Raw genomic sequence first — 24,962 nt, forward strand, 5'->3', positions numbered from 1 at the left:
CATCGCGCACATCCAACGCGACTGCCAACCGAGGAAGCCAGCTACTTGCCCTTACTAAGTCGTCGATAATAATCAGCCACCGCATCCTGATATCCCGCCGGCACCACCGCCGGCTTGCTCGTCCTTACCTGTCCCACCTGATCCTCTGACCCACGTCGAAGCTGAAGCTCCAGCTTATCTACTCCGCTCAACACCTCGGCATGAAGCTGTTCCACCATCGCCGGATTCCCCGGAAAGCGGCTTGGATCCAGGCGCTGCATCTCTTTCACTAAATCCTGTATCTCCTTCAACGCCGCCGGATCGTTCCTAGCCAACTGCCGCAACTGATTCAGCTCCGTCAAGCCTTCCCGATACGCCTGTTCTCCACCAACTCCACCCCTGTTCTGAGGCCCATCGATCTGCTGCCCCTTGCGATCAAACCGGTTGTTCCCCGTATTGACGTTGTAGTCCACAAACCCGTCTCCGCCATTCGCAACATCACCTCGCCTCGCGCCACCTACATCGCCTCCTATCTGAGGGCCGCCGCCACTCGCTCTTTGCCCACCACCCTGCTGCTGGCCACCTTGTCCAGCCTTACCCTGCTGCCCTCCCTGGCCAGGCTGCCCTCCCTGGCCCGGCTGTCCATTCCCCTGTTGCTGCCCACTGCCCTGCTTCCCTTGCCCCCGTGTCGACCCATTCCTCGCCAACGCCTCGATCTGACTTCGCAACCGATCCACATGACCCAGTGCAGCCGTCTGCTGCTCTCCCGTCCTCGAAGAGTCCTGTCCCTGCCCAGACCTGCCCGGCCCCACTCCCTGCTGAGCCTCCTTCAACTGCTCTCCAAGCTTCTGCAGCGCCGTGCTGATTCCCGCCTCTGTCCCATTCGAGTTTGGATCGATTCCCCTGCGCAGCCAATCCGCCGTCCGCTGCACTCGATTGCCAAGATCCGCCTGATCCATTCCATTCAACGCATCCCGCAACTTCGAAGCTGCCGCAGGCTGATTCGGAGCCAGTCCCCGCGCCGTCTCCCGCATGCCCTTCTCCAACTGCGATAGATCGTCCGACAGCCGCTGGCGCTCCTCTGCCAGCCGATTCCGCTCCGCGATTCGTCCCGCAATCTGCTGCTGCGTCAAATCTTCCGCGCCATTCCCCTGCTGTCCCGTGAGCCCTCGAATCCGGTCTGCCTGCGCCCGCTCCTCCTTACCCAATCGGTCCGCATCCCGAGACAGCGAGTCCAACTTCCCCGACGCCTGTTGCTGCTGCGTCCCACTCAAAAGATTCGTGGCCTGCCGCAGCGCCTCGGCGGCTCGTCGAGAGGCCTCAGCACTCTGCTGTTGTCCGCCACCACCCGTCCCTTGCTTCATCGCCTCATCTGCCTGCCGCAGCCGGCTCAAAGCCTGCGCAACCCGCGGGTCCACGCGATCCGTCTGCCCGGCCTGATCACCACCCTGCTGAGAAGAACCTTGCCGCGCACCCGAAGCAGATTGCTGCCCACCACTCCGCCCCGAAGACTGTCCACCACTCTGCTGCTGACCGCCCTGTTGCTGTCCTCCACCCTGTTGCCCACCACTTTGCTGCTGCCCACCCTGCTGGCCCTTCTGACCGTTCTCTGCCATCTGCTGCATCTGCTTCTCGAGCCGCTCTGCCTCGCGCCGCAACATCTCCTGTTGCCACCTCTGCTCGAAGCTCTGTGCGCTGTTCTGTGGCTTCTGAGCCAACTCCTCCTGGCGCCGAGCCAAAGCATCCAGCTTCGCCAGCGCGTCATCCACCTCCTTCGCCCGTTGCTCCGCGGGAGAAGCAGTCTGTGCCGTCTCATACTGGTTCTTCTCCGTATCCATCTCCAGATCGAACAGACTCGCCAGATCCCGGCCAGCCCCTCCCCCACCTCCACCACCACCCTGTTGCTGTCCAAAAGCCACCTGAATCTGCCGGAAGGTAGCCTCAGCCCTTAGCAAATACTGCAGCGCCTTCTGCTCCACCGGAATCGCATCCTTCCACTGCATCTGCTTAAGCTTGTCTGCCGAAGGAGTCATCGCAGCCGCAGCGGCCTGCATATCCCTTTCAAATCCAGTGAACTCCTCATTCGCTGTAGAAAGATCCCGGCTTTGCATCCTGCTCGACAGCGCCAGCACCTGCTCCCGCAGCTTCACTTGCACCTCGGAGAGGAACTTCCCCGCATCGGCAGCCTCCTTAGCCGCCGTGGCCTTGTCCTTCTCCCCACTCGCAAGCTCCTTGCCATTCACCTGCTTCCAGGTCTCTGCGATCAGCTCCTTCTCTCGCTTGGAGATATCCGTCTGGTTCCCCTGCCCTTGCCCCCCGCCTCCTCCACCCCCGCCACTCTGCTGCGACTGCGAAAACTCCCTCTCAAACGGCTCAGCCTGAATAAACGACATCGCCGTCCGTGCCTCCGCGTGACCATCCCGCGCCGTCGCATACAAACTCACCAGATCGCCCGGCACCAGCTTGAAGTCCTCCAGCCGCAGAGTCATGGAGCCGTCTGAACTCTTCGCCCCTGCCTGCTTCAGCACATTCACCTTCTGCTCCGCACCGCCATTTACGGAGTAGTGCAGCTCCACCTGGTTCAGGCCAAACTCATCCCCCGCCCGCACCGCCACCGTCACCTCTTCGATCGGGCTCGCCCTGTACTCTCCACCCGGCCGCTCGATCGCAATCTCCGGCGGATTCGCCTTGTTCGTCGCGATGAAGTAATCCTCCGACAGCCGCACCTGCTGCCCACGGTCCATTGCGGCAACGTGATACGCCCCATCCTTCTCCATCCGGATCGTGCCCTTGTACCGATTGCCGTCCCCGCCCACCATCTTCAACTGCTGCCCGCTATCCAGCGCCAGCACCCCATCGCGCAGCGGACGATCCATCTTCACCTCGATCTCCGCCTCCGTCCCCTCAATCGCACGCAGATCCCCGCCATGCTCCTCCGAGACCTGCTTCAATCCCGTCCACTTCGGATAGTGATACGTCACCTGCACCTGCTGCACCGAAGGAAGATCTACCACCCGCACCTTGTAGTGCTTCGAACTCACCGGCCCCGCCTCCACGTAGTACTCCACGTTCTCCGGCAGTCCCGTCAGCAGAAACTGAAACTCCGCCCCACCCTTGCTAGGGTCTGCCGCAGTCGGCGACACTCCAGCCCGCGCCGGAACAGCCTGCATCATCACCGGCTCCCACCCCGCCTTCGCATCCGCTCCCTCATACTTCGCAAACAGCCGCACCTTATCCGAATGCAGCCCGATCACCTCCGCTGTCACTAACTGGTCGCTATGCCGCCGCACCGCCACATCCCCCGGCGTCACTCGAATCTCGTACAGCGGCGCTACATCCTTCTTCGGTCCCGTCCATAGCAACGAAGCCCCATACCCCACAAACCCCGGCCCCGCCGCAATCATCCACACCAGCACCGCGAGGCACCCAACCCCCGCGCCCGACAACGCCAGCAGCCGCCCATCCGGCACCAGGACCGCAGGCGCAGCATCCCGCGTGATCTTCAAAGTATCCGCAGCCAGCAATTCGATAAAAGGGTCATTCCCTTGCTGCCGCTCCGAAAAAGTCGTAAGCCGCTGTTCCAGCTCCGGCCTCGCCGCCTCCGCCGCTGCCACCGACCGCCGCCGATTCAGCCGCACCACCGGCACCGCCAGCGCAAAGGCCCCGGTCGATCCCAGCACCAACAGCAGCGCCACCCGCGCACCCGCCAGACCGCGCACCGGAAACGCATACGCATTCAGGATCGCCACCAGCACCAGCGTAGTAAGCAGTGCAGCCCCCAGCAGCACCGCCGCTCCCCGCGCCCACGCACCCAGACGCAGTCTCTGCTGCACCTGCCCGATGTAGAGGTTGAGCTCGTTCTGCCTGCTCATGCTTCCTCCCGCTGCGTGCCCAGGTAGCCGGTCGCAACCACAGACTCCGCGACCGCAGCCACCAATGCCAAAAGCATAACCCACCACCACAAGCTCATGGGAGTCTCTTTAGCTGCAATCTCACCACTCGGAGCGCCCTCCGGACCTCCACTTCCGCTCCAAAGCTTCAGTACGTCCTCTGGAATCATCGTCATATCCGACTCCCGACGATCCGGATTCACCCCCACCACTCCATCCTTACCATTCGCAAATCGCAACTGATAAAACCCACTCCGCGTCAACTGATACGACTGGATCGAACCCGCCTCCGCCAGCGACAACGGCCTCCGCCCCTCCGGGTCCACCACCTCCACCCCGGCCCCGCTCTGCCCAGCCCCCGCCGTCCGCAGTTGTACAAACGAGTCCACCACCCTCGTCCCACCCAGCCGATCCTCACCCGACAGATACCGGGCCGCCCGGTCCACAAACGGCACAAACCCCGGCTGCAACGGCAGATCGTTCGTCAGATTCTCCAGCCCCGAAGCCAACACCACCACATGCCCCTCACCCAAAGCCTTATCCATCAGCAACGGAGTCCCGTTAGCTCCATCGCCCAACCGCACCAGCACCCTCGCCCCCGCCTTCGCCGCATCCACCCGCGTCGCGTAGAACACCTTCAGCTCCGTCCACCCATCCGACCCATCCCCAATCACCGCATGAGTCCCATCGACCTGTGCCACCTTCGCAAACCCATCCCCCGCATCCCGCGAGTAGTACTTGCCGTCCAGCACATCCGCCCCCAGCACCGGGATCTTTCCCCGCCGCCCCGAGCTCGTCCCCGCCGCCACCAGCACACTCCCGCCACCCTTCACATACTGCGTCAACGAGTTCTCCAGAATCGAAGGCAGCGTCCCCACATCCGACAGCACCACAAACGCATACCGCGTCGGGTCCACATCCGCCGACTGCTCCACATTCACCGGCTGCAGCACAAACGAGCTCTCCGCCGCGGCCCCCAGCGCCGCTCCGAAGTAAAGCGCCGACCGCCCATCCCCCGCCCCATGCACAAACGCCACCCGCTCCGGATCGCTCCTCCTCACCGAAAACACGCTCCCATCATCCGCGGGAAACGCATCGGCCACCCCACCCGCGACCGGCCCCACCCTCACCTCGCACCGGCTGAACCCATACGGAACATCCAGCGGCTCCAACTCCACCTTCACCCGCCCATTCGCCGGAACATCCACCCGCTTCGTCGCGATCGTCCTCCCATTCACCAGCAGCGAAACCATCTTCGCCACAGCCGGCGTCCCGAACCCCGCCACCACCGCCTCCACCCGTGACCGCCGCTTATCCTTCGGGTCCGCCAACTGCGCCGGGGCGCTCACACTCTCCACCGTCCAGTTAGGACCCGCCACCCCGCTCCCCACCGGATGCAGCACCAGCTTCACATTCCCCGGCAGCACCATGTCGGCGAAGTTCCCCGGCATCTCCGTCTTCTGCATATCGCTGAACAGATGCAACTCCACCGGCGTATGCACCGTCTCTGCCAGCGCCCGCAGCCCGTGTCCCAACTCGCCGAAGTTCCCCTTCGAATCCCCTTGCTGAATCCCCTCCACCGCCGCCCGCAGCGTCCCCGCATCCTGCACCGGCTGCGTCAACACCTGCAGCTCCGCGCCCAGCGCCATCACCTGCGCCCGCTGCCCACCCGCCTTCGCTCCCAAAACCTCGAGCGCGCCCCGCTTCGCATCGGCAAACCGAGTCCCCTCCCGCATGCTGTAGGAGTTATCCACCACCACCAGCAACAACCTTCCACTCGCCCCCGCATTCGCCCGCCGTACAAACGGATTCGCAAACGCCAGCACCAGCAACGCCACCAGCGCCGTCCGCAACGCAAACAGCAGCAGATACCTCAGCTTCCGATGCCGTGTCGAGCTCTGCGTCCCCTGCTCGAAGAACATCAGCGAACTCACCGGCTGCGGCGTAGTCGTCTGCCGTCGCAGCAGATGCACAAAAACCGGCACCCCCAGCGCAGCCGCCCCCGCCAGAAACCACGGCGTCAGAAACCCCATCAATTCCCTCCCTGCCGTATCGCCAGATACTGTCGCAACACCTGGTCCAGCGGTTGGTCCGTCACCAGCAGGTGATAGTCCAGCCCCGCCGCCTGGCTCCGGTCCCGTAGCTGCTCAATGTGCCCATCCATCTTCTGCCAGTACGCCACCTTCGTGTACTCCGGAATCACCTCCAGCCGCTGCTGCGTCTCCAGATCCACCAGCACCGCCGGCCCCTTCAGGTCCGGCCGAATCTCCTTCGGGTCGAGCACATGAAACAACACCACATCGTTCCCATGAAACCGCAGCGGCTCGATCGCCTTGACGATCACCTCCGGTTTCTCATAAAAATCCGAGATCACCACCACAATTCCCCGCCGCCGCACCAGCTCTTGGAAGTGCTTCATCGGCTTCGCAAAGTCCGTCCTTGCCCTCGGCTCCGCTTGCTCCAAGCCCGCCAGCAGCCGATGCAACTGCCCCGACCGCGTCGAAGGCCGGATCGCCTCCCGCACCTCGTCATCGAACACCACCAGCCCCGCCCCATCCCGCTGGTTATGAATCACCAGATAAAACAGCGAAGCCGCCGCAAACCGCGCATAGTCCATCTTGCTTGGCTGCCGAACCCCACTCTTCGCGCCACTCCCCGAGGTGAACTCCATCGACTTGCTCGCATCCAGCAGCACTGTCAGATAGCTGTTCGTCTCCCCCCGATACCGCTTCAGATACATCCGCTCCGTCCGCGCAAATAGATTCCAGTCGATATGCCGCAGATCGTCCCCCGGCGTATACGCCCGATACTCCGCAAACTCCTGGCTGAATCCGAAGTCCGGCGAACGATGCAATCCGGCCACAAAGCCGTCCACCACCGTCTTCGCCAGCAGATCGAGACTCGAAATACCAGCCAGCACCGCGGGATCGAGGAATCGTTGCATCAACTCTCCTTCGGCGGAGGCATATGCTTCAGCAGCCGCCCCAGAATCTCATCCGCATCGATCCGCTCCGACTCCGCATGGAAGTTCAGCAGAATCCTGTGCCGCAGCACCGGCACCACCAACGAAACAATATCCTCATACGTAACGTGATATCGCTTCCGGCTCAACGCCCGCGCCTTCGCCGCCAGCACGATAAACTGCGCCGCCCGAATACTTCCGCCGTAGTTCACATACTGCTTTACAAAGTCCGGAGCGTTCTCGCTCTTCGCCCGTGTCGCCCTTACCACGTTCACCACATACTTCGCCAGCGACTCGCCAATCGGCACCATCCTCACCAACCGCTGAAACTCCAGCAACTCCCCCGCCGAAGTCACCGGCTGCACATCCGCGACCTTAGTCGCCGTAGTCAGGTCCACAACCTTCAACTCGTCGCTGGCACTCAAATAATCCAGCACCGTATTGAACAAAAATCGATCGAGCTGTGCCTCCGGCAGCGGATACGTCCCCTCCAGCTCAATCGGATTCTGCGTAGCCAGCACAAAAAACGGAGCAGGCAACCGGTATACATGCCCGCGCACCGTGCAGCTTCGCTCCTGCATCGCCTCCAGCAGCGCCGCCTGCGTCTTCGGTGGAGTGCGATTAATCTCATCCGCCAGCACCACATTCCCAAAGATAGGTCCCTCGACAAACGTCCACTTCCGATGCCCAGTAGTCAGATCCTCTTCAATGATGTCCGTGCCCGTAATATCCGAAGGCATCAAATCCGGAGTGAACTGAATCCGCTTGAACGTCAGCCCCAGCGTCTGCGCAATCGTCTTCACCATCAGCGTCTTCGCAGTCCCCGGTAACCCTGTAATCAAGCAGTGGCCACCGACAAACAAAGCAATCAGGATCTGATCCAGCACCTCATCCTGCCCGACGATCACCTGCCGCACCTGCGCCAGAATCCCATCTCTCACCGCGTGAAATCGCTCGACCCGCTCCTGCAACAACGCCGCATCCGGATTCAACTCCTCAAGCATCGCCATAGCCTCTCCCTCGCCTCCAGAATCTCTATTTCTTATCCTTTGAATCCGCCGCACTCTCAGGATGCTCAATCTCCAGCAACAACTTCTGCGCCGGACGAAACCCCGGAGTCGCCTCCAGCGCCAGCAGCACAGTCTCCTCCGCCTTCGCCCTCTCGCCCGCGGCAAAGTAAGCCCGCGCCAGTTGAAACTCCGCCCCAGCCTTATCCAGCGGCTTCATCGCCACCACCGCCGAGTTCTCCCGAATTGCTCCCGCAAAATTCCCCTGCGCAAACCACAACTCCCCCAAATGCCGGTGCAGCTCTTCATCCCGCACCGGATAAATCGAGTTGAGCCGGTCCAGCGTACCCGCGGCCTCCTTCACCTGACCCAACTCCTCCTGCAACTTCGCCAGCTCCTTCAAAGTCGCAGGGCTCTGCCCACCCATCCTCTCGTAAGCCGTCAGCACATCGGCAGCCGCCTTCTTATCCCCCTTCGCCAGATGAGCCTCCGCCAGAAACTCATATGCATTCGCCTCCCCCACATACTCCGGATAGAGCGCCCGCACCGCCTCTCCCTGCTTCAAAACCAGGTCATAGCTCTTCAGCTTCTCCAGCTCCACCAGCGCCTTCAACTGCGTCCGCCACGCATCGAAGTTCGCCGCCGTCTTCCCTGCTCGCCCATCCAGCCAAGCCATATACTGCTGGTCGAAGACCTCCGGACTCAGCCTCAGATCCGCCTGCAATACCTCCGGCGTGGTCTTCACCTCGGCAAACGAGTGAACCATCTCCAGCAGCTTCGCCTCTCCCCATTTGCTCCCGATAAAGTCACAAATGCTCCCCGCCTGAAAATACGACACCACCACCTGCGCCGGATAGTCGGGCATCACAAACCCTCGATCCAGTTTCGCCACCGGCAGCAGCTTTTTATCCCGAATCGCGGCGACCACCTCCGGCGTCAGCCGGTCCGCCCACTCCGGCCGCCCCGAGGCCACACCTTCTTCATGCACCGCCAACCCTTCCGTAAACCACCGAGGCACCCGATGCTTCGTCGCCGTTAGGATGTACACATGGCTCATCTCATGCCACAACGTCGCGTCCCAGTTAAACTCCCCCGGCTTCCGCCCCGAAGGACTATCCATCGCCACCACCTCGCCGAACGTCACCCCCAGCGCACCCAGCCCCGGCATCCCCATCGTCCGCACCGCGAAGTCCTCATGATCCGGATACACCTCTAACTGCACCGGCCCCGGCAGCGTCATCTTGTACTTCGCCGCATACGTCGTCATCGCCCGATGCAGCTCCGCCGAAAAGTAAGGCTGCAGCAGCTCCGCCTCCTCCTTCCGCATCCGCAGAATCGTCGTCTCATCCTTGAATGTCACAAAGTTCTTGTAACTATCCAGCAGCCGCAGACTGTTCACCGTAGCGCCATCGCGATAGCCGTTGTTATAGCTCATCTCCAACTGCTGCCGCGGCTCATCCTCCTGCCCCATGCGCATCAGGTCAATCCCCAGTGCCGAGTGCGCCGACCATAGCCTCGGGTCCGCCTCGATCGCCTTGCGGTAGTACACAATCCCGTCCTCATACCGGTAGTGCATCTCCAACTGCCGCGCCACCAGCGCATATCCCTGCCCATACCCCGGGTTCACCGCCCGTATCTTCCCGAACCAAACATCCGGCGACCGATCCGCCAACAACTCCACCGCCGCATGAATCGCCATCGCATCCAGCGCATCCGGCGCAACCGCCAACGCTGCATCTGCCTGCACCAACGCCTGCGGAGTATCCCCGTTCTCCAGCGCCAGCCCCGCCAACAACTCATGCGCCTCCACCAGCTTCGGATCCAACGTCAACGCCTTCAGCGCATACTCCCCCGCTTTGTTGTCGAACCCATCCACACTTACTACCGCCAGCCCTAGATAAGCCCGCGCATTGTTCGGATCTCGCTGCAAAGCCTCCTTGAACAAATCCACCGCATCCCCATTGTTGAACCGCTCATGCAGCAGCATCCCATAGCGCACTCGCACCAGCGCTCCACCTCCCGGCGAGTCCTTCTCCGAAGCCGACGCCGAAGTAGCTATCTGAAACTGCTCGTTCGCCTCCGTGTACTGCTCCAGCCCCCAATACCCTTCAGCTCGTAGATAAGCCGACCCACTCCGCACCAGCGCCTCATAACAAGTCGTAGCTTCGACCTTCTGCCCATGCTTCCGTAGCACCGCACAGCTCTCCGGACTAGCCAAGGGCGCAGCCCAGCCCAAGCCCCCGCACAACACTCCCAGCGCCAACCCCACGCCAAACCTGCGTCCGAAATTTGTAACCGTAAAAATCACTTATCCAGCTCCTGCTGCGTCTGCGCCAACTGTACCAGCGTCTCCGTCAACTGCTTCTTGTACTCCGCCGGGTCCATCGCAGCCTTCCCGTACTTCAACACATCGATCTTCTGCTCCAGCTCCTCCTTCTTCGCCAGCAACGCCTGCCGCGCTGGATCGTTCGCCGCCTTCTGACTCGCTCCCGTCCGCAACACCGTAAAGCTCGACAGCAACATCCCCTCACTCCCCGTCGCCGACCGCACCGCCTCACCCCGCCCCGTATCCTCGAACACCGCGTGCTCCGTCGCCAGCCGCTTCTGCGACTCATAGAACGCCGCCGTCTTCCGGTCCGCATACTGAAAAGCCTCGAGCGCACTCACCGAATCGCTCTTGTCCACATCCACTGCCGGATCCTGCAGCCCCTCCACCCAGTACCGTGCAAATACCGTCGCGTTCTTCTCCGTCCCTGTCTTCGTAGCAGCCACCACCCCACGCCCTTGCCTTCGCAACGCGGCAACCGCGCCTCCACTCGCACTCGTCGTATCCACAATCAACTGCCGCCGAGCCGCAATCCTGTCGCACATCGCGGCTAACTCCGACCCACTCACATCCGGCCCCACCAGGTTCAGCTTGTACTCCGTGCCATCGAAAGACCCATGCCCAATCAGCACCAACACAAAATCATCCTCTGCCTTCGCATCCCTCGCCACACCTGCCAGCGCCTCCGTCAACTGGACCCGCGTAGCATCCTTGCCCGACAACGTCACCACATGCGCCCCACTCCCCGCCCCCTTGAACACCCGATCCAGATCCTTCGCCGCCGCTGCAAACCGCTGCTCATAGTCCGGCTCACCCCCCAGCCCCGCCACAGTGACGTAGTACACCCCTGCGCGCGCCTGCCCCACCAGCAACCAGCAACTAAGCACCAGTAACCAGCCCCTCATACGACACCCCACTTCCGCCGCAGTAGCCACTCCGTCACCACCAGCCCCACCAGCAGCAGAAACACCACCGGCATATTCCAAAGCTCCTTCGTATCCCGCACCGAAACCCCCGCCTCCGAGTACGAGATCTCCCGCGGTAGCCTGCTCAAATCCTCCGGCCTCCAATACCGCCCACCCGTCTCCGCCGAAAGCTTCTCCAGCATCTCGCGATTCTGCTCCGTGTGGAAGTTCTCCGCCACCCCATCCGTCCTCTGGAACGAAACCACATCCCGCCCCAGATCCTTCAGCGGCCCCGTCCCCTCGGCCGTAATCTCGGCAAGATAAGCTCCACTCTTCTCCGCCGTCCAGTCCGCCACAAAGTTGCCCGGAACATCTCCCGCCGGAACCATCTCTACCGTCGTCGACAGCCCCTGCGGCCCGATCACATGTGCCTCCACCTTCGCATCCGCCGCCGGCAGAAAGTCCTGCCCCCGCACACTCGCCGTCAGCCGAATCCGTCCATCATCCGTAAGCGTCTCGGCACTCGAACCCGCTACCACCCGCCCCGGAGTATCCCCCACCACCCAACGCAAAAGCTGCTGCCAGAAGAGATCATGCGCCGTATCTCCCAACGCCTCGCTCATCTGCCAACGCCACGTCCCCGAGGTCGCCATCAACGCCGTGCGCCCCCGCCCATAGCTCTGCGTAATCAGCAGCGGCAGCTTCCTCTGCCCAACCTTTAAATCCGCCAGCACCGTAGCGCCAGCCTTCGGAGTCCCCGCCTCCTGGTAGTCCATCATGTAGGTCAGCTTCTTCCACCGCTCCACATTCTTTAGCGGATCGTCCACCAGCCGCGTCACCGGACTATCCCCACCGCTCGTCGTCAGCTCCGCCGTCGCCGGATCGCGATGAAACGTACTCCTCCCTGCCGGCAGCGAAGTAGGCAGCAGCTCTGCCACACTCGACCCACCCCAACCTCCATCCGCCAGTGAAAATCGCCCCCCCAGAAACAACACCCCACCGCCCCGCCGATCCACAAACTCCCGCAGCAGCTCCTGCTGCGAAGGGGTGAAATAGCCCGCCTCCACCGATCCGATAATGATCCCCTGGTACTGAAACAGATCCTCCGGCCTCACCGGAAACCCACTCTCCAGCTCCTTCGGATCGTTGATCCCCTGCCGATAGATCTTGTTCTCCGTCGTCCGCAGCATCGACACCACCTGCACCGTCTTGTCGTCATCCTCCGCCCGCCGGATAAACTTGTACTCCCACCGCGGCTCCCCCTCCACATAAAGAATCCGCCGCTTCTCATCGCTCACCGTCACCGGCCGCGTCACCGCATTGTTCTTGACGTTCTCCTCCCCAGCCAACGGCATCAATCCAAACTCAAAGCTCTTCGCCCCCGCCGACCCTGCATGAAAGAACAGCGTCTCCGTCTGCATCGCCCCATCCGGCGCCAGCGTCACCTCGCGCGACAGCATCGGCTTGCCCGCATCCCGCACCACCAGCGTCGCCTTGCCCCCCGCATACCCACGCTGATGAAACCGCACCGTCGCCACCATCCGCGAATCGGCCATCGCCCGCGAAGCCACACTCACATCGTCCACTTCGACATCGTGCGCCGCCCGCTCCTTCCCGAACCCCACCGTATGCACCGGCCACCTTCGGTTCCGCAGCGCATTCATCGTCTCGCGTCCAACTCCCCCCTCCGAGTTCTCCGCCCCATCCGTCAGCAACACCACTGCCCCCACCGGCAGATCCGACGTCTCCGCCGCCAACTGCTTCAACCCATCGCTGATGTGCGTGGCCGCTCCATCCGCCCGAATCTCACCCAGATCCTTCGCCTGCATCGCCTTCGCATCCAGCCGGTACACCCGCGTCTGAAACCGCTTCTGCAGTCCCGCCAACACCCCATCCTGCAACGCCTTCACCGCCGACGCCTCGCGCGTCTGCCTCCCATCGCCTCCACTATCCGCAATCCCCATGCTCCGCGAATCGTCCACCAACACCGCAATGATGTTTTGCTGCGAGCTCAACTCCGCCACCGTCATCGCCGGCTCCCACAGCAACAGCAGCACCAGCGCAATCAGCACCGACTCCAGCCCCCACACCACTCCCCCGCGCCAACCCCGCAGCTTAGGAGCAGCCTCAGCTCGCCGCGACCACATCAACCACCCCAGCCCACCCGCCGACAACACCGCCAGCAGCACCAGCACCCACCCCGGCCACCGCCCCAGCAGGACGAATCGGCCCTTCATAAAGCTCGCCAATGGGTACTTGAAGAAAAATTCAAACATGCCTGGAGGCCGCACAATCTGGTCGTGCCATATTTGTGATCTACGAAGTTACATGCTCAATGCCAGCCTCAATGCGTCATCCCATACACCACATAGTTCAACCCCTCACGAAACGCCATCGATGCAAACGTCTCCGGATAGTCCGGATCATCCGCCCACTCCCAGGCATCGCCCAGATGCATGTTGTAACAGATCGCCACGATGATCCGTCCCTTGTCATCCCGGATCGCCCTCCACTTCGGCACATAGCCGTCCTTCTCATACGTCCGCCCCGTCCGGATATACTGCTCCCCCGGCACCTGGAAACGGTCGTCCAGGTCGTACAGCACATGGAAGATCTCGTCCTTATTCGTCAGATCCTCCACCGGTCTATCCGGAAACACCATCCGCATCCCATTCATGAAGTTCTCCCAGTCCACCGACCCATGGAAGTCGTCCACCATCAGAAACCCGCCCTTCAGCAGGTACTCCCGCAGCCGCTTCGCCTCTTCCTCATTGAACGACCACATCTGCACCTGCACCGCATACACCCACGGATAGTTGAAGATGTCATCCGAGTCCAGGTTCACCACCTGCTCGATCGGCCTGCCCTGCACCCGCGTCAACCGGTTCAGTGCAATTAGAAACTGCCGGTCAGCCTTCGGATAGTCCCGCGACCAGCTTCCCCCGCGTCCATACCCGAACCGCCCATACCCACCCCACCCGTAGCTCGACATATTCGACGTGTAACTCAGCCGCGACCACGCAAACTCCGCCTTCTCGCTGGTCTGCTCCGGCTGATACCCCCAGTCCGCCGTCCGCTGGTAGGCGTACACCAGCGTGCAGAACATCAGAACCACCGCCGCCACCGATATCCCCTGCAGAACCTTCATGGGCAGCAATCTCCCCATTCCATTCCCGAGCATCGAGCCTGACGAAATACTATCCGGTTCTCGAACCGCTGGCTCATGCCAGAGATCTCCCTACCGTGGGTGCCTGATAGACGCACCCCACACCCCACTTGTTGCAACCGCCTCGCCAAATCCCTTCCATCCCACTCAAAAGAATCACCCTCCCTTCTCCGGATCGACTCACTCCCTTCTGCCCCGCCTTGCCACCCGCACCTCCACATGAGACGATTTGCTCCAAGTAAGCCCGCAGGAGCGAACCCCTTGCAGCGAAGGCACTTCATTCAACTCGGCAGCCTAGCTCTCGCCCAGACCGCAGCCGCACGCCTCGCCGCCTCTCAGATGCCCGGTATGGCCGCCGCACAACCCCAGGCCCCTCCCGCCACCAAAGCCGACATCACCCTCCGCATCGAGCCCGTCACCGTTGAGCTCTCCCCCGACCGCATCCTCTCCACCATCGGCTACAACGGTACTTCTCCCGGCCCCATCCTCCGCATGAAGGAAGGCAAGCCTATCTCCGTCGACGTCATCAACGACACCGACACCCCCGAGCTAGTCCACTGGCACGGCCTCCTCATCCCCTCCGACGTCGACGGCGTCGAAGAAGAGGGCACCCCCTTCGTTCCGCCTCGCGGACGCCGCCGCTACAGCTTCACCCCCAAACCCTTCGGCTCCCGCTGGTACCACTCCCACGCCATGGCCTTCGCCGACCTCCACAAAGGCGCCTACACCGGCCAATTCGGCTTCATCTACATCGACCCCGCCGCCGATCCCGGCCGCTACGATCAGGAGCACTTCCTCGCCCTCCGCGACTGGGAGCCCTTCTTCACTTCCAGCATGGTGGACGACGACGACGACACCCGTCACGGCCCTCAGCCCGAGAAGCCTGCAGTCCTCAACACCGACCCCAACGGCCTCGAAGTCGGCTCCATGACCTACTCCATCAACGACAAGTCCCTCGGAGCCGGCGAACCCCTCCGCGTCAAGGCCGGCCAGCGCGTCCTCCTGCACCTCCTCAACGCCAGCGCCATCGAGAACCGCCGCATCGCCCTCACCGGCCACAAGTTCCTCATCCTCGCCCTCGACGGCAACCCCGTTCCCACCCCCCAGGCCGTCGAAGCCATCCTCCTCGGCGCGGGCGAGCGCGTCGACGCCATCGTCGAGATGAACAACCCCGGCATCTGGATCATGGGAGCCACCAACGAGAAGGTCCGCAGCTTCGGCCTCGGCCTCATCGTCGAGTACGAAAACCAGCACACCCAGCCCAAATGGGTCGATCCCAGCAAAGACCCCTGGGACTACACCATCTTCGGAGCCCAGGGCGCCACCCCGCCCAGCCGCACCCCCGACCACACCTTCGATATGGCCTTCGAAAAGATCCCGGCCGGCGCCAACAAGTTCAACACCTTCCTCGTCAACGGAAAACCCTACCCCCGCGAGAACGAGTTCGTCCTCAAACAAGGCGCTCGCTACCGCCTCATCATGCGTAACCGCACCGACGACGCCCACCCCCTCCACCTCCATCGCCACCAACTGGAACTGGTCGACATGAACGGTGTAAAGACCTCCGGCATCATCAAGGACACAGTCGTCGTCCCTTTCTTCGGCCGCGCCACCGTAGACTTCACCGCCGACCAGCCCGGCCTCTCCCTCTTCCACTGCCACATCCAGCAGCACATGGACTACGGCTTCAAAGCCCTCTTCCGCTACGCCTGAAGCGAACACCGCCAGACGAATACGGCGAGCATCATGCCTGAGAAAGCATCCTTGTCCTCCGCACCTCATCAAACAGCAACGAACCAACAGACCTTCGGAGGAAGAGTATGAATATCAGAGAAAATTTGCGCAATGGCCCCCTGGGCTTCGGTGCAGCACCCCTTGGAAACATGTTCCGCAATATCCCTGAAGAGGAAGCCGCTGCAACCGTCGAGGCCGCCTGGCAACAAGGCACTCGTTACTTCGACACCGCCCCCTTCTACGGCGCGGGCCTCTCCGAGATACGCCTGGGCAAAGCCCTCGCCAAACACAAACGCGAAGAGTACACCCTCAGCACCAAGGTCGGCCGCGTCGTCCTCGATGAGCTAGAGACCGGAGACCGCGACTTCGGCGAAAAGGGCGGCCTCTTCGAGTTCGGCAACCCTCACAAGATGGTCAACGACTACACCGAAAAAGGTACCCTGCAATCCTTCGAAGATAGCCTCAAACGCCTGGGCGTCGATCACGTCGACTTCGTATGGATCCACGACCTCGCACAGGACTTCTACGGGGACGAATGGCTCGGAGTCTTCGAGATCGCCCGCAAAGGTGCATTCCCTGCGCTGACCCGCCTGCGTGAGCAAGGCGTCATCAAAGCCTGGGGCCTCGGCGTGAACCGCGTCGAGCCCTGCGAACTCACCCTAGGCCTGGACAACGCCCATCCCGACGCATTCCTCCTCGCGGGCCGCTACACTCTGCTCGATCACGAACTCGCGCTACAGCGCCTGATGCCGCAAGCCGCGGCCCAGAAGGTCGATATCGTCGTCGGCGGCCCCTATAGCTCCGGCGTCCTGGCCGGCGGCGCCAACTTCGAATACAAGCAGGCCTCCCCGGAGATCGTCGCCAAAGTCGAGCGCATCAAGGCAATCGCGGAACGTCATCAAGTCCCCATCAAGGCCGCCGCGCTACAATTCTCACTCGCCCATCCTGCCTCCGCTGCCGTCATCCCCGGAGCGAGCCGCCCCGAACGTATCATCGAAGATCACGCAGCCCTGAAAGCCACTATCCCCGATGACTTCTGGCACGAACTCCGCAAGCAGGGACTCGTTGCCGCGAACGCACCACTACCGATCGACCGAAAGTAAGGAGACTCCTCATGGCACAAGCATCCGCAAAGATAGACATTCCCGCCTCCCCCGATCAGGTCTGGCAACGGGTCGGCGGATTCAACTCGCTGCCCGACTGGTTACCCGCCATCCCCAAAAGCGAGTTGCGCGAAGGTGGCCGCGTCCGGCACCTCGCAGACTCCGACGGCAAACCTATCGTCGAGCGTCTCGAAACGTTCGACAACGCTGCGCGCAGCTATAGCTACTCCATCGTCGAAGGCCCCTTCCCGGTCACCGGCTACCTCTCCACCCTGAGCGTCTCCGCGAAGGCCGATGGAAAAGAATCTCAGGTGGAGTGGTCGGGCAAGTTCACCCCCAACGGCGTAAGCGAAGAAGAAGCCACGAAACTCTTCCAGGGGATGTACGAAGGCGGTCTTAACGCCCTCGCTGCCGGATTCGTGACCGCTAAAAAGTAGTCCTATCAGTTCAGTAGAGGCACGGGGCGCCATCATGGCGCCCCGTTTTGCGTCCGCCACTCCCGCTTATTTCGGAGTACTCCGGAATAAAGGAACCGTAAACGTGTCTACATAAGTGCACGTATCTATGCGTTCGCGTCGCGTTCGTGTCGCAAAAATTGTAACCAAGGAATTAGCAGATTGTCTTTTATCGCCGCGAAGATGAGTATCCGGCAGAAAAGACAGAACCCGTCCCGAACCGCAAAACAGGTTCATGCTGAGCCTCACACTCCATAGGAACAGAGCAGCCCTCCCCATCTTCTCGCACAAGATCGTCGTAGTTACTTCAAATAAAGAAAGGTGTCTCTATGCCCACTCGAACTGAAACAGCTATCACCGAGGAGCTGACAGATCTTCAAATTTCCTTCGTGGACTCCGCTCACAAGGACTACGACCAGGCACGCGCCCTTTGGAACGGCCGATTCGACCGCAAGCCTGCCATCGTCGCATATCCCGGAAGCGCCGAACAAATTGTAGAGCTCATACGCATCGCCAGGACCGAGGGCCTGTCGCTCGCGGTCCGCAGCGCCGGCCACGACGCCATGGGCGCAAGCGCATGCAACGAAGGAATTGTGATCGACTTAACCCGCATGAAGTCGATCTCGGTCGACACCGCCAACCGCATCGGCACCGCTCAGGCAGGCGTCACCATCGGAGAGTTCATCGAGGCGATTCAAGAGAAGAACCTCATCGTCACCTTCGGCTCACACGGAACGGTCGGAATCGCCGGCTACACGCTCGGCGGCGGCATCGGCATCCTGATGAACCGCTATGGCCTTCTCTCGGACAATCTGCTCTCCGCCGAAATTGTCACCGCCGACGGCACAATTATGCAAGTCTCTGCAAAAGAGAACCCCGACCTCTTCTGGGCCATCCGCGGTGGCGGCGGCAACTTCGGCATCGTTACCTCCTTCACCTATCAGCTTCATCCCGTGGAGCCGACGCTCGCCGGCATCGTCATGCACCCCGTCTCCCAGGCGAAAGAGGCTCTCCTCTTCTATCGCGAATTCACTCGCAACCTGCCCGACGCGATCTCCGTCTTTGCGGTCATCATGGGCGCGCCCGATGGCACTCCCATCTTCGCCTTCTTCGCCTCCCACATCGGTCCCTTGGACGAAGGCGAGCGCCTCCTCGCTCCTCTACGCGCCTTCGGCACCCCCATCATGGACTTGATCGCTCCAGTGCCTCCCGGCGCCATCCTTGCGCTTACGTCCGACCGCGATCCCGCCGGACATAACTACGCCTTCGATACCCGCGCGCTCGCGGAACTAAGCGACGAAGCCATTGCCGAGGTCGTCAAATACGGCAACGAGCGCACCTCGCCGGATAGTGCCGTCGTAGTCTACGAGATTCATGGCGCAGCCAGAAGGCCCGATCAGAACCACTCCGCCGTGCCCCTCCGCCACGTTCCCTACGTCATCGGAATGTACTCTGGCTGGCACTCCGAAGACGAAACACCACACCTAGCCTGGATGCAAGCCTTCAAAGAGGCCCTCGATCCAATCTCCGTCGGACCCGGCCCCATCACCCTCTCCGGCCTCGATAGCGCATCCGTTGGCGCGGCATACCGCCACCAGTACAAACGCCTGCAGCAGATCAAAGCAAAATACGATCCAGAGAATATCTTCTGCAACAACCGCAACATCACCCCGCAGTCGTAATCCTGGTTCACCTGAAACTCCGCCCGCGCAGCATCCCTGCAAAGGCGAAGTTCAAGCGGCGCAGCTCTTCCCCTCCCCAGGGAGCCCACAAACGGCGTGGAGTAACACACCTCCACGCCGGCCCTTCTTAGCGATCTCTGGATAAGTTGAAGTTAAGATTAAGCCGCGCCAGACAATTGCCCCAGTTGCGTTCGATCCCGATCGTCTCCAGTTCCATCCCATCCTTCGCATAAACTTCAGCGGCCCCGCACAGCGTTATTGTCCCTCCGAAGTTCACCCTTTCCTTACATTGGGCACCGAGAGAACAGAACCCCAGCTTGTGGAAAAGCTTGTCAAGCCCCAAAACCGCCTAACCATTGAATCAGCCTCACTTAGCATGTGGCACTTTTCCCCTTCCAACTCGGTACAATTAAAGAAGGAATCAAAAATATGGACTAAGTGTCCACGGTCTTTCCAAAAGCAAGGAAACCGCCCGTTCTTTGTCTTCGTGCCCATGCTTACAGGGAGAGGACTGCCCGTAGTCACGCTGGCTCTCATATTTGGACGCAAACCGCGTCGAATCAGGATTTTGGCTGCCCTACCCTTCTGCAACGCAATAGCAATAAACGGGTTAGCGCCCGGCAAGGGGGGTGGGGTAGGCGAAGAGCGGCCAACCGCTTTCCACCCCAAAATCAAAGCTGCTAAACTTCCAGCCATGCCATGCTCCGCCGGCCGTGAACTCAAGCAGATGCTCGTCAACGCGACCAATGAAATGGCCGCCGCTACCGAAGCCCTGGGCGATACCTCAGTTGCTCAGGCTCAGCGCGAGCGCCGCATCGAGAACGCCAGAAAGAACCAAACCTGGACCTCGACCACACTGCTCGAGCATCTCGAACGCTGCAGCGCCTGTCGCGAACGGGAGAGCGCCCTCCGCCCCGCATACAAAGGCTAGATGCGGCCCATAGGCTCCAGGCCTAAGCCGTAATCGGATCCTCCTGGTGCAAGGTCAGATGAAATGTGTGTTCGCCGAACCGATAAGTTCGCACCAGCCGCACCGAAGGCGTACTCATATGCACCCTGTAATCCCGGCCTGAGATAACCGTCGGAGGCGACAGCGAACACTCCGCCGAAAACGACGGCAGCCGATTCTTCCAGCCGCCCGCGAGCATGTTGCACAGCTCGCCCAACGCGTCACTGATCGAATCCTCCTCCTCGGCGCTCGCGTCGCCGATCATAGCCACGCATATGTCCTTCGCGGCCAGGAAGTCCACCCGTACCTCGCACGATCCACGCATCGATCCCGAGAACCCGACGATCGCCGTCCTCTCGTTCATCTCTCCCGGATTCGCCGTAGGCACTGCAGCCGGAATCGACTCCACATCGAACCCCAGCATCATGCTGAAGACTTCGGCGACCGTATCATCGACGCGTTCCATATTTTTAGCGGAAAGAAAATCCTCCGCACTAAGAGACTTCAAAGCAACCATTGACTCAGACATCGGCTCTTCTCCTCGCATGTATCAAACTCGTCGCAGCTATCCATCTTTCCTTGCACATCTTCGAAGCCAGCTCACATGCTGCCGACAGTCTCCGCTAAAACCCTTGGTATATCGCTAAGCGACGCGACCGTATCGATCGCCTCCAACCGCACAGCCTCGCGCGGCATTCCATAGACAACGCAGCTCGCCTCATCCTGCGCGATGGTCGCAGCACCTGCTCGCTTGAGCGCCAGCATTCCCCGAGCGCCATCGGTTCCCATCCCTGTAAGCAACACGCCAACTGCCTGCGAGCCCGCAACCTGAGCAACCGAGGCAAACATCACATCCACCGAAGGCCTCTGGTAGCAAACTGGAGGTCCCTGCTGCAACTCCACCACATACCCACCACCACTCCGTCGCAGCACCAGGTGATATCCACCCGGAGCGATCAACGCCAGTCCGGAGCGAAGCGCGTCCCCATCGACTGCCTCCCTGACCTCCATGCTGCAAATCTTGTTCAAACGATTCGCAAAGGCCAGCGAAAAGCCCGCAGGGATATGCTGTGTGATGACCATACCTGGTATATCGGCGGGAAGTTGCAGAAGAATATCCTGAATCGCAGCAATCCCTCCGGTCGATGCACCAATCGCGATCACAGTCCCAGGAGAGGACACAATACGTCGCGCAGGAACCGGCCTCTCCGCTGGCTGAGCCTTCCTCTCCATCTCCAGTCCGATACGCGGCCTTGCTGCCGCCGCGCCGCGAATCTTCGTTGCGATACTATGCCGCAAATTGGAGACAGAGTAAGGACCAGCGGGTTTTGCGAGCACGTCAACCGCTCCCCAACGCAACGCCTCGAGCGTTGCCGAGCAGGAAGCCTGCCCAAGCGAGCTGATAATGATCGTCGGGATCGGATGATGCCGCATCAACCGCTTCAGGAAGGTAAGTCCGTCCATGCGCGGCATCTCGATATCGAGCGTCAGCACATCCGGCCGCAACGCCAGAATCTTGTCACGCGCGATGTACGGATCGGGAGCCGTGCCGACCACCTCCATGTCGGGCTCCGAGAGAATCGTATCGCTCAGGATCTTCCTCACGATCGCCGAATCATCTACGATTAGCACTTTGATCTTGCGGTTCATCATGTGCATGGACACCCTTCATCGAACATGGCATCTCGTTCACCGCCTCCAGCACCATCTCGAGCGTTAAACAAGTGTGCTGACATCAGTACCGCCCTATCTTGAAGCTGCGCACTAGATTTGGTTTTCGATAGATCGCCGGGGAGACATAATCCAGCCCATGCGAGATCGTATTCAAACTCTCAGAGTGACCGATCAGGAGATACCCCCCCTGCTCCAGATGATCCGTCAGCCGGGCAACTAAATTTTGCTGAGTAGGTTTATCAAAATAGATCATGACGTTGCGGCAGAAGATCACCGAACAGCGGTAGTTCTCGGGCAACTGCCCCATCAGGTTTAAATACTCAAACTCGACCATCGAGCGAATGGCACTCTTGATTCGGTAAGACTGAGCTGAAGCGTTGTGTCCCTTCAGCAGATATCGCTGTAGCAGCGGAACCGGCAAACCTTCAAACCGCTCAGCCGGGTAGACACCGCGTCGCGCTCTTTCAAGCACACGCAAGGAGATGTCCGTTCCCAGAATCCGGACGCGTTCCGCAGCCTCCATCCCATACTCTTCCATCAAAGAGATAGCAATGGAATATGGCTCCTCGCCACTCGAGCATCCCGCACTCCAGATGTGAATTGGAGGTCTGGCCCGCAGGGCAGGAAAGATATCCTTACAGAGGAAATCGAAATGGGAGGGTTCGCGAAAAAAACTGGTGTGATTGGTGGTGAGATGATCCACCATGCTCGCCAGAGCCACGCCAGTACGGTCTGCCCTCACGTACTCCAGATAAACCTGAAAGGAACTTAGTCTCAGTTCGCGAAGCGTCTTCCCCAGGCGCACCGCGATAAAACTCTGTTTGCCCTCGCGCAGATCAAGACCACAATGCTCATAAACAAGCTTGCTGATCTTGCCGTACTCGTCCGAATGTAGCTTCGGGATAGAGTCGCCGAGGATGAGAGCCGAACCAGGCATCAAGCCCTCGCCTTATAAAGGCCTTCCACATCGAGGATGAGACCCACGCGCCCATCGCCAAGAATGGCGCACCCCGCGACACCGGCGATGTTCTGAAAACTTCGGCCCAGGCTCTTGATTACAACCTCCTGCTTGCCCACAAGATCGTCCACGAATAAGCAGAAGTGCTTCCCTTGGCTCTCAGCCACAATGAGGACTCCCTCATCGAGACGGTCCGTCCGCGCCTCCATCCGAAACAGCCGATGCAGCCGAACGACCGGCATGAGGCCGCCTCGCACCATCACCATCTCACCGGTTCCCTGCACCGTCGAAAGCATCTCCGCCGTCGGACGAAACATCTCTCTCACCGAGAAGATAGGTACGATGTAGCGTTGCATCCCCACCACGACCACCAGTCCCTCGATGATGGCAAGAGTAAGTGGAAGCTTCAAATAGAAGGTCGTTCCTTCGCCCTGCTTCGATTGGATGTCGATGCGCCCGCGCAGCTTTTGCACATGCTTGCGCACCACATCCATTCCGACGCCTCGTCCTGAAATATCTGTGATCTTCTCCGCAGTAGAAAAACCGGGCTCGAAGATAAGCAGGAAGATCTCATTGTCGCTAAGCTGCGCGCCACTTTGGATGAGGCCGTTCTGCTGTGCCTTGGCAAGGATCTTCTCGCGATTCAAGCCGCGGCCATCGTCCGAGATAGCAATGACGATCTGACCCGATTGGTGGTACGCAGAGATCCGAATGCGAGCCGTAGGATCCTTGCCAAGAGCGATGCGCTCCTCGGGAGGTTCGATCCCATGATCGATAGAGTTACGAACCATATGGAGCAAAGGATCGGAGAGCTCCTCCGCGATGGTCTTGTCGAGTTCAGTATCCTCGCCGCTGGTCTCAAGCACGATCTGCTTGCCGGCTCTGCGAGAGAGATCGCGAATCAGCCGAGCAGTCTTGGAAAACTGCGCACCGATGGGGACCATGCGCATTCCAGTTGTAACCTTCTGAACATCGGCGGTAATACGGGCCAGTTGCATCAGGTCGCTCAGTAGCCGCGGATCGGTGACAGAGGCGAGGGCGGGGCTATGACCAATCAAAGTCTGTGCAATGACCATCTCGCCAACCATATCCATCAACTGATCGAGCTTGGCGGTATCGATGCGCAAGGATGAAGCATCGACGGCCCTGGAGGTATCGCTGGCACGTCTGGCGACCGTGCGGGTAGAGCCCTCCATAGGTTGGACCTCGTCAAAGGCCCCAGGTGGAACAAGTTCAGGGGAAAGTGCTGGCTTAGGAACCGAGAGGGCTGAAGCAGACGGATCGAGTTCACTCTCCTCCGCTGGAGCATGTACGGTCTCTCCCTCCGCGACATCGCGAATCCGCTGCAACAATGCCTCATTCACGTTGCTTGGCTCAAACGCCCGCCCCGCCATCCGTTGCTCGATACCTGTAAGCTCGTGCCGTACGACATCGGTACTCTCCAGCACCACATCCACGACCAGGGGAGTCACCACAAGCTGTGCTGTCCGAGCCCGGTCCAATAATGTCTCCACCTCATGCGCCAGCGCTTGAATCGCAGTGAATTCAAGAAATCCCGCCAACCCTTTGATGGTGTGAAATGCGCGGAAGACAGCATTCAGGGTCTCTGCAGCGGAGTTGTCCCGCTCGAGCTCAAGCATCTGGCTCTCGATGTGACTTAGATGTTCGCGCGACTCTGTGATGAACTCAAGGACGAGATCCTCGTCGACAGCAAGCGAATCAAATCCGGCTTCTGCGACCTCGCTCTCATCGATCGATCCTGCAGAATCTCGCTGCGCATCGGCAGCTTCGTTGGCATCCCGCTCAATCATCTCTCTTAATTCCATCAAACCTGAGTTAAACGATTCCGTCAGCTCCGGGACAGAGGCTTCCGCAGAAGCAGTCGTACGCTCATAGAGCAGCCGCGCCGCCATCGCTATCTGATTACTTCCACGTTCTGCGGCGGTCTCGCTAAGCCGTTGCAGTCCGGTCGAAATATCGGCACCTACACCATCGAGGATCAAGCGTGTAGATAGATCATCGAGCTGATCCATCAAACTAGTCAGCTCGGCATTTTCGGATGGTGCAGACATAGAGCCTCTTCAGGGGAACTCAGGTTCAGAAACTCTCAGCGCCGCTCGCCAAAGCGATGACAGCAGTTCTCGCCAATGCGCTTTTAGCTATGGCGATTTC

At 60.6% G+C, this 24,962-nt stretch carries 17 protein-coding genes; 5 read left to right on the top strand and 12 right to left on the bottom strand.

Annotated elements, in window-relative coordinates:
• Window positions 1–41: 41 nt before the first annotated feature.
• The 8 genes from HB393_RS15760 to HB393_RS15795 form a co-directional block, all read right to left on the bottom strand.
• Entirely contained in the window at window positions 42–3,851 is a 3,810-nt protein-coding gene (locus HB393_RS15760) for a DUF4175 family protein (RefSeq protein ID WP_213806136.1), read from the bottom strand.
• Window positions 3,848–5,902 carry a BatA and WFA domain-containing protein gene (locus HB393_RS25535; protein WP_213806137.1) on the bottom strand — a complete coding sequence of 685 codons (2,055 nt, stop codon included), beginning with the start codon at window positions 5,900–5,902 and terminating at the stop codon, window positions 3,848–3,850. Before HB393_RS25535 ends, HB393_RS15760 begins: the two co-directional genes overlap by 4 nt.
• The gene (locus HB393_RS15770) at window positions 5,902–6,813 is read right to left on the bottom strand and encodes a DUF58 domain-containing protein (RefSeq protein WP_213806138.1); all 912 of its coding nucleotides are present in this window, start codon (window positions 6,811–6,813) and stop codon (window positions 5,902–5,904) included. Before HB393_RS15770 ends, HB393_RS25535 begins: the two co-directional genes overlap by 1 nt.
• Window positions 6,813–7,841, bottom strand: coding sequence for an AAA family ATPase (locus tag HB393_RS15775; protein WP_255551195.1), 1,029 nt, complete (start codon window positions 7,839–7,841; stop codon window positions 6,813–6,815). The genes HB393_RS15770 and HB393_RS15775 overlap by 1 nt, the downstream gene beginning before the upstream one ends.
• Before the next feature lie 25 nt (window positions 7,842–7,866).
• Window positions 7,867–10,146 carry a tetratricopeptide repeat protein gene (locus HB393_RS25540; RefSeq protein ID WP_345945237.1) on the bottom strand — a complete coding sequence of 760 codons (2,280 nt, stop codon included), beginning with the start codon at window positions 10,144–10,146 and terminating at the stop codon, window positions 7,867–7,869.
• The gene (locus tag HB393_RS15785; RefSeq protein ID WP_213806139.1) at window positions 10,143–11,069 is read right to left on the bottom strand and encodes a hypothetical protein; all 927 of its coding nucleotides are present in this window, start codon (window positions 11,067–11,069) and stop codon (window positions 10,143–10,145) included. Before HB393_RS15785 ends, HB393_RS25540 begins: the two co-directional genes overlap by 4 nt.
• Window positions 11,066–13,306 (bottom strand): glutamine amidotransferase, encoded by a 2,241-nt coding sequence (locus tag HB393_RS15790; RefSeq protein WP_255551196.1) that lies wholly within the window; start codon window positions 13,304–13,306, stop codon window positions 11,066–11,068. The genes HB393_RS15785 and HB393_RS15790 overlap by 4 nt, the downstream gene beginning before the upstream one ends.
• Before the next feature lie 107 nt (window positions 13,307–13,413).
• Window positions 13,414–14,217, bottom strand: coding sequence for a DUF4159 domain-containing protein (locus HB393_RS15795; protein ID WP_213806141.1), 804 nt, complete (start codon window positions 14,215–14,217; stop codon window positions 13,414–13,416).
• Window positions 14,218–14,496: 279 nt separating this feature from the next.
• On the opposite strand from HB393_RS15795, the gene HB393_RS15800 reads away from it, so the two are divergent.
• The 5 genes from HB393_RS15800 (at window position 14,497) to HB393_RS15820 (ending at window position 20,140) form a co-directional block, all read left to right on the top strand.
• Complete coding sequence (locus HB393_RS15800; RefSeq protein WP_213806142.1) at window positions 14,497–15,948, top strand: multicopper oxidase domain-containing protein; 1,452 nt, start codon at window positions 14,497–14,499, stop codon at window positions 15,946–15,948.
• Between the two features lie 107 nt (window positions 15,949–16,055).
• Complete coding sequence (locus tag HB393_RS15805; protein WP_213806143.1) at window positions 16,056–17,072, top strand: aldo/keto reductase; 1,017 nt, start codon at window positions 16,056–16,058, stop codon at window positions 17,070–17,072.
• Between the two features lie 11 nt (window positions 17,073–17,083).
• Complete coding sequence (locus HB393_RS15810; protein WP_213806144.1) at window positions 17,084–17,509, top strand: SRPBCC family protein; 426 nt, start codon at window positions 17,084–17,086, stop codon at window positions 17,507–17,509.
• 347 nt (window positions 17,510–17,856) lie between these two features.
• Window positions 17,857–19,209, top strand: a complete 1,353-nt coding sequence (locus HB393_RS15815; protein ID WP_213806183.1) for an FAD-binding oxidoreductase — start codon at window positions 17,857–17,859, stop codon at window positions 19,207–19,209.
• A gap of 694 nt (window positions 19,210–19,903) precedes the next feature.
• Entirely contained in the window at window positions 19,904–20,140 is a 237-nt protein-coding gene (locus HB393_RS15820) for a hypothetical protein (RefSeq protein ID WP_213806145.1), read from the top strand.
• A 22-nt stretch (window positions 20,141–20,162) separates the two neighbouring features.
• Here the strand turns inward: HB393_RS15820 and HB393_RS15825 are convergent, their stop codons facing one another.
• The 4 genes from HB393_RS15825 to HB393_RS15840 all read right to left on the bottom strand — a co-directional run bounded on the left by HB393_RS15825 (window position 20,163) and on the right by HB393_RS15840 (window position 24,862).
• Window positions 20,163–20,687: a chemotaxis protein CheX gene (locus HB393_RS15825; RefSeq protein ID WP_213806146.1), complete on the bottom strand. Its 525-nt coding sequence runs from the start codon at window positions 20,685–20,687 to the stop codon at window positions 20,163–20,165.
• 71 nt (window positions 20,688–20,758) lie between these two features.
• Window positions 20,759–21,817: a chemotaxis response regulator protein-glutamate methylesterase gene (locus tag HB393_RS15830; protein WP_255551197.1), complete on the bottom strand. Its 1,059-nt coding sequence runs from the start codon at window positions 21,815–21,817 to the stop codon at window positions 20,759–20,761.
• Between the two features lie 76 nt (window positions 21,818–21,893).
• Window positions 21,894–22,769: a protein-glutamate O-methyltransferase CheR gene (locus HB393_RS15835; protein ID WP_213806147.1), complete on the bottom strand. Its 876-nt coding sequence runs from the start codon at window positions 22,767–22,769 to the stop codon at window positions 21,894–21,896.
• Complete coding sequence (locus HB393_RS15840; RefSeq protein ID WP_255551198.1) at window positions 22,769–24,862, bottom strand: chemotaxis protein CheA; 2,094 nt, start codon at window positions 24,860–24,862, stop codon at window positions 22,769–22,771. The genes HB393_RS15835 and HB393_RS15840 overlap by 1 nt, the downstream gene beginning before the upstream one ends.
• Between the last annotated feature and the right edge of the window lie 100 nt (window positions 24,863–24,962).

It is taken from the genome of Granulicella sp. dw_53 (genome assembly GCF_018449545.1).
GTDB lineage: Bacteria > Acidobacteriota > Terriglobia > Terriglobales > Acidobacteriaceae > Edaphobacter.